Source organism: uncultured Clostridium sp., assembly GCF_937920395.1.
Lineage (GTDB): Bacteria > Bacillota > Clostridia > Clostridiales > Clostridiaceae > Clostridium_AD.
In genome coordinates this window covers 16614-28607 of record NZ_CALEVF010000018.1, presented here as the reverse complement: position 1 = coordinate 28607, position 11994 = coordinate 16614, and the positions used below count along the sequence as shown (strand labels likewise).

The 11994-nt window shown below is 29.4% G+C and carries 7 protein-coding genes and 1 pseudogene; 2 read left to right on the top strand and 6 right to left on the bottom strand.

The window, feature by feature from the left end:
• Positions 1 to 1394: 1394 nt before the first annotated feature.
• From Q0649_RS01145 to Q0649_RS01125, 5 genes are all read right to left on the bottom strand, one after another.
• Positions 1395 to 2006 carry a class D sortase gene (locus Q0649_RS01145; protein ID WP_298836390.1) on the bottom strand — a complete coding sequence of 204 codons (612 nt, stop codon included), beginning with the start codon at positions 2004 to 2006 and terminating at the stop codon, positions 1395 to 1397.
• Positions 1999 to 3369, bottom strand: a complete 1371-nt coding sequence (locus Q0649_RS01140) for an LPXTG cell wall anchor domain-containing protein (protein ID WP_298836388.1) — start codon at positions 3367 to 3369, stop codon at positions 1999 to 2001. Before Q0649_RS01140 ends, Q0649_RS01145 begins: the two co-directional genes overlap by 8 nt.
• 449 nt (positions 3370 to 3818) lie before the next feature.
• Positions 3819 to 5285 carry a choice-of-anchor A family protein gene (locus Q0649_RS01135; RefSeq protein WP_298836386.1) on the bottom strand — a complete coding sequence of 489 codons (1467 nt, stop codon included), beginning with the start codon at positions 5283 to 5285 and terminating at the stop codon, positions 3819 to 3821.
• A 372-nt stretch (positions 5286 to 5657) separates the two neighbouring features.
• Entirely contained in the window at positions 5658 to 6941 is a 1284-nt protein-coding gene (locus tag Q0649_RS01130; protein ID WP_298836384.1) for a glycosyltransferase, read from the bottom strand.
• A gap of 275 nt (positions 6942 to 7216) precedes the next feature.
• Entirely contained in the window at positions 7217 to 8461 is a 1245-nt protein-coding gene (locus Q0649_RS01125; RefSeq protein WP_298836382.1) for a glycosyltransferase family 2 protein, read from the bottom strand.
• 668 nt (positions 8462 to 9129) lie between these two features.
• On the opposite strand from Q0649_RS01125, the gene Q0649_RS01120 reads away from it, so the two are divergent.
• Positions 9130 to 9258 carry a hypothetical protein gene (locus Q0649_RS01120; RefSeq protein WP_298836379.1) on the top strand — a complete coding sequence of 43 codons (129 nt, stop codon included), beginning with the start codon at positions 9130 to 9132 and terminating at the stop codon, positions 9256 to 9258.
• A gap of 351 nt (positions 9259 to 9609) precedes the next feature.
• A complete protein-coding gene (locus Q0649_RS01115) occupies positions 9610 to 10305 on the top strand; it encodes an SH3 domain-containing protein (protein WP_298836377.1) in 696 nt (231 codons plus the stop codon).
• Here Q0649_RS01115 and Q0649_RS01110 read toward each other — a convergent pair.
• Positions 10289 to 11625 (bottom strand): annotated as a pseudogene (locus Q0649_RS01110) (IS3 family transposase). The gene Q0649_RS01115 and the pseudogene Q0649_RS01110 overlap by 17 nt on opposite strands.
• Between the last annotated feature and the right edge of the window lie 369 nt (positions 11626 to 11994).

Genomic DNA, 11994 nt, shown 5'->3' with positions numbered 1-11994 from the left:
TGTTTTTTTTCACAGCCACAATTATCATCATGCTTTGACATTAACATCACTCCTTGTTTTTTAAGACATTATTATTATATGTAAATTATCTTAATATGGAACTAAATGTAAGAAAACAGTACCATTTGAAATTTGCAAATGGTGGCGGTTAGATTGTATGCAAGAGCATCTAAGAATAATGAATAAAAAGGAATTATAATGAGTAAAGGTAGATTATAATATGAGTATAGTTTCTCTTTTTATTAATAGGATTATAATAGAGAATAAAGAGTAACGGAATATATAAAACTGATTAAAAAAACAAATGGGCATTATTGGTTAGGAGAGGATTTAATGAAATATAAAATAAATTTACATGCATTCAAATATGTCTGATGGAAAAGAATTAATAAGACTTGCATTATACTACTATTGCCTAAGTTCAATATTACTTTGGCTTATCGATTTCTTATACTTCAATACCAGCAAATTTCATTAAGTATATCGCATTTCGTGTAGGTGAAATTCCAATCTTTAATTTAAAACAACCCTTCCCAGAAGATTAAAATTCTTGAAGATATAATAAATGCTTATAACGAGGCCGATAGCATTATTGAAAATGGTTAGGTCGTAATTCAAAAAAAGGCACACTAACAAGATGATACCGTATTTTTTGACTGCTTATGATAAGTATCATATTAAAGTTGCTTAACTCCTGGCGACATACTTTAGAGTATAAAAATCAATAAACTTCATGGGGTTTAAATTGTTAGCGTATAATTTCCGCGTTTTGTTGCCGATACCCCATGTAGTATGATATAAATTCTAGTATATTAATATATTGGTTTTAATATCTACATACCTTTTTATAGGCTCTCTAAGGCGCTTTAATATTTAAGCCTCATAATTTATCACCCTATACTATTGAGATTACCCTGTGCCTCTTATATAGCCACATTAATATAGGTCTAACCCCTGAAAAATGCTTAAAATAAAAAAATGCAAAGGTAATTATGGAAGAGGGGAACCCTACCTAATTATTTTTCATATAAACTAAAAAATTTAGATTAATTGAACTAGCATTACATAAAGAAAATTCACTACTATTAATTCTCCCCTTTATTATGATTTTTTATCGTATAATTAACATTATTTTTATATAGAATAGGTGCATTTAATTTATTTTAGAGATATTATGATAACCCAATGAACCAGCTATAGATATTATCTTTCCTAGGTTTATTTAATATTAATTTCTTATCCATTTTAATTCATATGATTATATTTAATTTTAGTTAAAAAAGTAAAACTTTATGTGAAAATAAAAAATGCAAATGTAATTAGGAGAGGTTTAATCCTAAACTAATTACATCTGCATTAAAAAACTATTTCTTAAAAAATTATGACTGTGTTATCTATTTACTTTTTATTAAAGAGGCTGATACTATATAGCGATTCGGAGCATTGCCAATAAAATTAAATGGATAGCAGGTGGTCAGTGTCAATATAGCCTTTGAAGTAGGTACAATAACTGTTTTGTCATCTTCATGGACGATTCGTGTGCCATTCACTTCATAAGTGAATATGCCAGCTGATGTTTTAACAATTAATTGGTCCCTTACCTTCAAATTACCTATTTTACTGAATACAGTATCGCGATGTCCTGAAAGAACACAATTATCTTTTTCACCAGGAAGTACGCTTTGCGAAAAGTGACCTACACCTTTTTTCAAATCATTATCACTAGTACCCTCAACAATGGGTAGTTTCTGATTTAATGCTGGAATTATTAGACTTCCAATAATGTCACATTCCACAGGATATACAGGATATACAGCATATATAAGTTTGCTTGGTATAGCTTTAGGGAGAGAATAGCTTCTGTTGGTGGTTTTTACAGAATAATTAGGCTGTGACAATATATTAAATGTAGCCGAAGAAATACATCCTATCCCCAATAAAATAAATAATATAGAGAAAATTTTAACTAATGAAATTTTGCCACATAATAGTTTTATTTTATTCATAATGTTTTTTTGTTCTCCAACCTAATGTCCCAATAACTGTTAAAACAGCACCTATAAAGAGTAAATCATACATATTTGTAGATGTTTTTGGAAGCTGGCCACCTGTTACTGTATGTTTAACAACCACTGGGTGTACTATGCCATTACTAATTTTAGTAATCTTACCACTCTTTATAGCTGAAGTAATTACTTTTATTGGTTGTGAGTTTGGGTTTTCTAATAAATTTATAATATTAAATGAATTCGCTGAAGTAAGTGTTGGTAAATCAATACTTACTTTTCCATTAATATTGCTGTTATTTAATTCAAAATTTGTATCCACTGTATATATACCTGTAGGAATAGCTTCCGTTGAACTCTTACCGAATATTTTACTTAGTTTTTCCATATCTATAACAAATTCTATATCGCCTTTTGTACTTGTAACATATCCATTGTCATCTATTGTATAAGTAATATCAATTCCATTATTTCCGAGTATTTTTACATCCTTTAGCTTGTCCATTGTTTGGTTAAACTCATTTAAAAACTCTTGTGATTCAAGTGTAGTAAACATTTGATTTATATCAACTTTTGTGCTATTAATTTCATCAGTTGATGCTCCACTATTTTTCATTTCTGTAAGGATTAAATTCCTTATAAGGGTTTGTACCTCTTTGTTTTTTGCAGTTAAATTAACTACTTTTCTTATAATATCTTTGAATTGAACATCATCAATTTTAACTTTATATACATTTCCATTATTAGATATCAAGCTATAATTTAAGTGTAATTCTGATGAATATTTTTTAAAAATAGTTAAAATCAATTGTTGTAGTTCTTTGTTTTCACTAATCATTTCCCCAAAATTCATATTTCCTAATTCAGATTGCATCTCTGGCATCTTTTTTATCTGTTCAAAATCTAACAGCATATATTTATCCATATATTGAGCTGGCAACATCATTTCAAATAACTGCGGAGATTTTACAATTCCTTTAACTATAGGAGTCTTACCAGTAAGGTTTATATCACTCCATAACTCTCCACTATAAGGATTTCCACCTACCTTTGCTGACATTTTAACATATTGCCTTGATATAGTTCTATCACTATTCCCCGATAATTTTGAATTGAACCTTACTTGTAAATTGTTTAATAGTTCACTTATAAATGCAAATTCTTGTTGATTTTGTCCTGAAAGTCCGTTAGTTTTAAAATTAAAATTTAATTTTCCATTACTTTCCATCGATGTTGCCATATTTGTCTTTAATATAGCATCTGAAAGCGTTTTTGTCTGCGCATTTACTATAGAAGTTGGTAATACAAAGAATAAAGCTATAGCAACTATAAAGTAATAACTTCTTGATTTGAATTTTGACATGTCATCTACCCCCCATATGATATTTTTTTACATATTATACTATAACATATTGTTAACAAACCGTAAATAAGTATATTTAAATTAGTAATAATTACAATTAAACAACTTCATTCATTAGCATAATATGTATTCAACTTTATATTAAAAAATAAGCGAGGTGTTTATAATGGCTGTAGCTCATAAAACAGTTATATCATTTGGTCTTGTTGCTATACCAATATCCATGTTATACTATCATACCAAAATAAATTAAATAGAGGAATGATTACATTGACAAACAGACAATCAGTACCTGAAGCTAAATTTAACACAATATCACTTGTGTTAAATTCACGTACTAACAATAATATTACGAATCAATAACTGATTCATAAAACCAAAAAGTACTGGCAATATTACATGCACAGTACTCTAAAGGGGGTTCTTAACTCTAATTCTAATTTCCAAGCTTATTCTTTACATGTCCATTTTGTATATACAATCTTACCCTTGTGATAGAATGAAATCTCGTGAGTATTAAGGTGAAGGTCATTGTCAAGCCCATGTTTATCACATGGGTTTTTAAATATTGGACAAAGAAGTATTGTCGTAGACACAATAATACTATTACAGTTTATTTCTTCAACAGAAATGTGTAATACAGATGCTTTAATAAAAGCTATGGTATCACATGTGTTAGTTCGTAATATAAACTGGCAAAATGGGACTTGAAAATGTTCATGATGTACATCTTTGCAACATTTATTTGATGAGTATACAAGTTCTATATGCTTTAATCCATTTACAATTACTTTATTACCTTGTGAAGTACATATTATCTTAAAATTAGTTATAGATACTGTTACAAATACTTCTATATTTTTAAAATTCGCATTTTGACAAGCCGTACAAAACTTATCAGTTTCACAGAATTTTCTGCAAGAAGGGTCTATTGTTGTAGTTGATGTAGTTGATGTTGTTGATGTAGTTGTCGTGGTTGTTGTTGTAGTAGATGTCGATGTAGTCGACGTTGTTGTAGTAGATGTCGATGTAGTCGACGTTGTTGTGGTAGATGTCGATGTAGTCGATGTTGTTGTAGTTGACGTTGTTGTTTGTAAACATGGCGTAGCATCAGGTAAATTACCAATAAACAATTCATTATGGCTTTCTGCATTTCCTGAAAATGAATCAAAAATAATGTTTCCGTTAATTTGACTAAAGGTTGTACTTGCAGCAGCAAAAGGCGCTAATACTGATCCATAAATTGCTGTTGTACTATTAGTCCATGTCAAAGCTTGTGGAAAATTCCATACTATTGTTCTTGCGTCAGTTCTTGTTGCTGCTACACCATTTCTAAATATCTGATAACTTCCAAATGCGATGTTTATTCCAGTTACATTAATTAAAATTGTAGAGCTTACCGGAGCAACAATATTAATACCATTTAGCATATTTAAGGCCAAGCCAGATCCCGCTACATTATTAGCATTGATATTGAATATATTTAAATTGGGATCAACACCGGTTAAAGTTAGAGTACCAAAACTTACATTTCCTGTGCCATTTGGCGATAGTCCACCCCAAAAGACACTTGCACATTCCAAATATGCTTGTGCTGCTGTAAAATCTATTGGTGTACCAGTTATAAAAGCTCCATTTGGATTACCCATGGTATAATTTATTACTGTGCCGCTTGGGTTTCTGACAGTATTGCCACTAGCGTTAGATCCATTAGTTACATTTACATTTCCTCCAATTACGAAGGAATTATCTGTTCCAGGAGGTGGTAATGGACTAATACCTGAACCTATTCCGTAATTAACCAGGGTAGCATTTCCACCTACGGCCACCCTTCCTTCTGCATCTGTATTACTCATGTTCATATCTTGGAATACGAATACATTATAATTACCTGCAACTCCAAAATTTATTGCCATCTTTTTCACTCCTTAATTGGCCAATAATAATCTCAGCGAAAATTAAATTATTATTTAATTTATGGGGAATATGCCTATAAAATTTGCTGAGCTACTATTAATGGCTCAAATTACTTCATTAAATTTATACTAAAAAAATATAAATACTAAATTCATACTAATATAGTATTTAGTATTTATAAAATAGTTACAATTTTCGACTTCAATACCATAATAGAAGTAATAATCATCTCTAAACCTATGTATAAATGCTTGATATAAATATAAAACTTTGTTCGTATTTTCAAAAAGATATAACCTCCTTTATTAAAGGAGATTAAGATAATTTTGAACTTATATATTTATAAAATATTAATAGATATATCTATAAAGTCATTCTTGAATTAATGGTTGTAATTGTTCTTTCCAAACCCAGTTTAGGTTATATTTTTGTCTGATTTGAGTTTTTGAATTCAATACTCTGTCTTCTCTGATTAAATTTAAAATTATATTCCCATTTTCCTCATAATATGCTTTTTCTGATGGATTGTATTTTTCCTTAGAATCAAATCCAAAATTTCTTGCATCCCACCGCATAAAATAAGCATTAAGTTTTTTACCCAGTTCTTCCAGCGCAGGCACTGCTTCATTTAAAACAAGAAAATTTCCTCTACTAGCAGCTTCTAATACTGTGAGACCAAAAGATTCTGAATATGATGGGCAAATAAATAAATTCGATAATGTAAATAATTCTAAAACAGCTTGCCTTGGAAATCCATTATCATATCCTATATCTGAAGTAAATAACATATCTTCATAATTTAGACCATATTTTTTACCTTTAGTCCTAATAATATTTTTATAAATATTACTTGATATATCTAAACATGGGAAATCACAAAAAACAATTTTAATATTTTTCTCGGTTTTGCTCTTTATTGCGCCTGCTAATGATGCCACTTTTTCAAATTTCTTACCTGGAGTAAGGCGTGCAGGATATATTATAAGAATATCTGGAGAGATTAAGTCTATTTTTTCAGCTATTTTTTGTATATGCTCACTCATATTTTCAATAAGTGGAAGTGTATTATATACTACTCTGCACCTTCCTTCAGCGACATTATATTGTTTAGCTAGAGCTGAAATACCTGAGTGAGTTGGGTAAACAAAATTCGTTTTTGGCATTGGATTATATCTTTCAGAAAAAGGGTATGTTAATTTATTAGGGCGGTTTATAGGTAAAGAGTGAGTAAATTCTATGAATTTTAAATTTGGCAACTTCTTTTGAGCCTCTCTTACTGCTATATTGTGAACAAGGTGCCATCCCTGATAAAGGATATCATGCATTATACAGACTTCCACATCCTGCAAATTCTCAATTAAATCTTTTCCTATTACAGCAACTTCTTCATAAAAACTTGAATGAAGATTACCATATGGTTGTGAATAATCATACCATTTAATTTGTTTACCATTTAATCTATTTGTAATTTTAACCCATTCGATTCTATCATCTTTATAAACCCCAAATCTTTCACTATCCTTACAGTCCTCACTAACTAATAATTTAACTTTAATATTAGCATTTAACAGCATTTTTACATGATCCGCTACCACATTTACCAATGAATATGTTGTTGATAACCCATTGAACATTGTTAGTATAGCCACTTTCATTAAGAGACCTCCCTTATATGCAATTATTAATATAGTATATAAACAAAATAGCCTGATAGAGCAATATAAAACCAAACCACACAATCATTTTGGTTACATTCATATAACACTAAAGCATTATTATGTGAAATGGTTCTTATTCTGTTTTAACTCCACAAAAAATCACTCTCTTTGTGGAGAATGAATTTTAGCCATATAATAATTCTCAAGCTACATATGATAAGATATTCATAATATATTTAAAATGTACCATACTATGCTAAATGTGTGTATTATTAAATAGTCTGAATATTAATTTGATTAGCTAAATTTACAATGAATTTGTTCACATAGTCATTTTCTACAAATAAAATGTTATCAAACTGTTTCATGAATGAAATTAGTTCAATAGGATTTATATTATCATATTTAATTTTCAAAATTGAGCTTAATAATTTGTCTTTATTCTCTAAATCTTGTACTGATTTTATGATTTTATCTAAAACCTCTTCCTTGTCGAAATATTGCTGAGGAATCCATAAATATAGCTCGCTATTATTACAATTCAAAAGAAATTGTTCTAGTTTTCGTTCCCATTCTGATTTATAGTTAGTCCAGTCAGCAATTAAAAGACATTTACTTATCTTGATTTTTGTTTTTTGATCTTGACTAACCGTTATATAATCTTCACATTTCACTGGAAAGAAATGCTTTTGCCGTTCATAAATAGTAGCGTCTAACAATTTTTCTCTATCTGTATATAGACCTTCCTTATATTCATTTCCTTTCATGTCCCATTTTTTCATAAACTTTTTACAGTTTGATAAAATAGCAGCAGTAACGTGTTCACTATTTCTAGCTATTGTGGCATTGCCGATATGATATACAAAAGAGTCTCCAATAATCGCTATTTTATAGCCTGAAACTCTAATTCGCAAGCACCAATCATCATCATCGTACATTCCTAGACCAAACCAAAAATCGCATCCTCCAATTAATTCAATAACTTCACGTTTCATAGTTAAACATGCACCTATAGCACGGTTTGTATAGACAATTGAGCCTTTGTGTTCATTTGTAAATTTGTAAGCAAACTCTTGTATTTTCTGAAGTGAATCAAGTTTAACTTCAACATTCTGGACTCCAGATGCATATGATAAATATGGAACAGTAACACCTAGAGAACTATCTTTATCTAATGCTGAAGCAAGCCCGTTAAACCAATCCCTTGGGAATATCAAGTCATTATTTAGAATTGTAATAATCTTGCCAGTAGCCTTAGAAAGTCCTACGTTTACACCAATTGAATAGCCCATGTTTTCTACCATATTCACTAATACTATTTCTATAATTCCTTTATAATCTTCTTTTATTCTCTGTACTACTTCAATTGTTTCATCTTTGGAGTTATTATTTATAATGATAACCTCAATTCCACGCCCTCTACAATTTAAGTCAAAGGATTCTAACAGAGATTCCAAGGCTTTTTTTGTTAAATCACAATTATCGTAACATACTAAAATAAAACTATAGTTTGTCATAATTTATCTCCTTAAATATATTCTTATGATTCATGACATTTGTAATTAACATAAAATGTTACAGCATTAAAACATATATCTGACTCTTCATTCCTGAATTCAATACTTTATCTTCTCTAATTAAATTTGAGATGATACCTCCAAATGGTACATTAAGGATTCGTTAAATGTAATTAATGCACTGAATATTTTATGTGGGGTACACAATTAATGTTACAAAATCAATTAAAAACCTAGCGATTACGCGCTAGGTTTAAGGAAAATTAATATAAAAATTCTATAATATAGAATAGTCATTACATATTCAAAAGATTCCATTTTCTTTGTGTTTCCTAAATATTATTTTTAATAAAATAAGGATAGAGAAAGTTAAATCATTGATTAAAATAGTATTCTCAATGGTTGGGAGATCTTATTTTAATTTAACACAAGATGTCTTGTGTTAAATTCATTCGAATATTCCAAATTAGAAAATAACTAATAACAAACTATATTCGTGTTTCAATAATTGCTGAGACGTATTGACTTTATATACTGAAAGCAAGTTATATGAGGAGTATCTATTAATTAATATCACTGTAAAAGCATAAAATTGTTTAAAATTTTTACATGATATTTGCTTATTTCCATAATATATTATAATTACAAAAATTTAAGGAGGTGTTGTAATGGTTGGTATGACTTTAACTCATTGTATAAATGCATGTTGTTGTATGCATGGATGTTGTATGCACATGTGTTCATGTTGCATGCATGGACATCACTTAGCAACAATGGTAATGAATTGTTGTCATTAGTCTTTTTTGATTACATAAAATAATTAGACACTGAATTATAGTGTCTAATTATTTTATGTAATTTCTATTTATAAATATATATAACAGATAAGAATAAACTAAGATGTTCGTATATAGAAAATTTATCAGATGTGAAATGCAATCAATTATTGAAAGAGTAGTAGGCTATATCCCTACCTTTTTTGGTGTCTTGCATAAATAATGTACTTTACTACAACTACTAGTGATGTGTACCAAGGTCTTTTTGGAGGGTGTAAAAAAGCAAATATTTTATATAAAATAATTTATTTTGCATTTTTTAGATATTATGTATATTATGTATATGTTGATAATATGTTTCATTTGTTTTAAATGGGGGGTATTGTAACAACAGCAATCATCAGCACAGCTTTAGTGTTTGTGGGAGGTGTCAATACTTCACAAGTATTCGGTAGCACAATTAAACAACCAGTAGTAATATATAAAAATCAAATTGGTATAGCAATTGGCGAAGGAATAAGCATACGTAGAGGACCAGGTACACAATATGGCTGGCAGGGTGGTTTTCATCTTGGGACTACACTTAAAATACTTGGAACATCAGGTTCTTGGTACAAAGTAAGTTATAGTGGAGTAACTAATTATGTAAGTAATCAGTATGTAACTATAGTAACAGCAATAGATCAAGCTAACGCAACCAAATCTCTTGTCGTAAAATCTTCACCAGGAATATCATATAATACATTAGGGACAATTAAATCTGGTACAACAGTAGAAATATATGGTGGAGTACCTGTCGGTATTGATCAGTACAACTGGGCTTCTTATCAGCAATATGGCTGGTCGGAAATTAAATATGGAACTAAATATGCTTGGGTCGATACATCTAATCTAAAATTTTCTAATCCATATAATTGGGCGCCAGGAATTAAATCAAAATTTGAAAATGAACTAGTAAAAGATGGATATGCTCGTAAGAAAACAAGCATTCAGTATAAAAAACCCTCTACTTATGTAATGTGTAACCTTTGTAAAGGACAATTAAAAAAGCCTATACTGATTTTTTGAGATGATTTCTGTATTGAACAGGAGTCATCCTTTTTAAATTCCATTGGTATCTGTGCTTATTATAATAAATCATATAGTCCTTAATTTCCTTTTTTAGATCCTCAAAAGTCTCACATGACTTTATGTATGCCTCATCCTTAAAGTGGCCAAAGAAGGATTCCTGTGGAGCATTATCCCAGCAGTTTCCACGTCTTGACATCGATTGCCCTAAGTTGCATCTTTTTATTAGTCTTTGGAAGATTGGACTTGTATAATGCACTCCTTGATCCGAATGAATAAATGCATCCTTAGTTAATTTAATGTTTCTATTCTTTTTTAGCTTTAGTATGGTATCTATTACGATGTCTAACTTCAAGCTGTCAGATACACTGTATGCTAATATTTCATTTGTAGATCCATCCTTAACCGTCGATAAATAAGCTTTGTTTCCTTTACCATAAAATAAATAGGTTATATCTGTAAGCAATACTTTTCCCGGTGTTTTTTGTTTGAAATTTCTATTTAATAGATTTGGCAAAACTATATGTTCTTTTGTTGCCTTCATCATTCTTCTATACGGATTTGCTTTTCTAATCGGGCATATAATACCATATTTTCTCATTATTCTTCCAATACGTTTTAAGTTGTATACGATATTAAATTTACCTTCTAATGTCATCTTTATTTGTCGGGCTCCTTTTTTACGGCCTTTAAAATTGTATGCTTTTAGAATTGTATCTCAAACAATAGTATCTTGATTATCTCGTTGCTGCCTACGGCTGAGTGATTTGGCTGAGTAATAGTTATAATAACCTGAACGAGATACTCCCGATATTTTGCATAAGTGACTAAGCATATTTTTAAATTTATACTTATCAATTACTCTGCTTATGATAATAAATTTTTCTTGTGATGCTAATATTATTTCTTCTTTATCAACCTTCTTTCTAGAAAATCTATTTTTTTTAATATTTCGTTCTCAGCTTTCAATAAGTTTATTTGAGCCGTGAGACGTTCAAACTTTCGTTCGGTTGGAAGTTCTTTATCACTGAATTTACCTGATTTTTCTTTTCTCATATCAATTAACCCAAGGATACCTTCTTTTCTATAAGCTCTACGCCATCGTTTACCCGATGATTTAATACGTTCAATTCCAATGATATCTATATCAAAACCATGTTCTTCAAAAATTAATCTTGGAAGTTTTCCATTCTCATTTTCTGATACAAATAATTGTTTGAATTCATCAGTGTAAGATATTGATTTACTACTCACGTTACTTACACATTTGTTATTTGATAATACTTTTATTTGTTCTTCTGTAAAAGTTATAATACTCATTTAGTCACCTCTAAGTTTATTTATTTTATTATACATAAAAATAGCCCCATAGGGTAGGCTTTTATAGCTGTCTACTCTATAGGGTACATTGTATATGCTAGTCAAGGATTCTATCAAGTCTATACAGACTTGTATGGAAAAAATTGTGTTGTTAATGTGAATGTAAAAACAGGTTGGTTTCATGGTTAAGTAATAAATGCTTTTGACAAATAAATGTTATATGGTGGGGGGGTATTTATCCCCCACTTTTTTATTGCAAAGTAAATAAGAAAAAATGATAATTAGTAAGCCCAATAGAATATTAATAACTTTTTTATTTTTCATAATATCCCATCATTTTTGGATTGATTTATCTTGGTTTTTAATAAA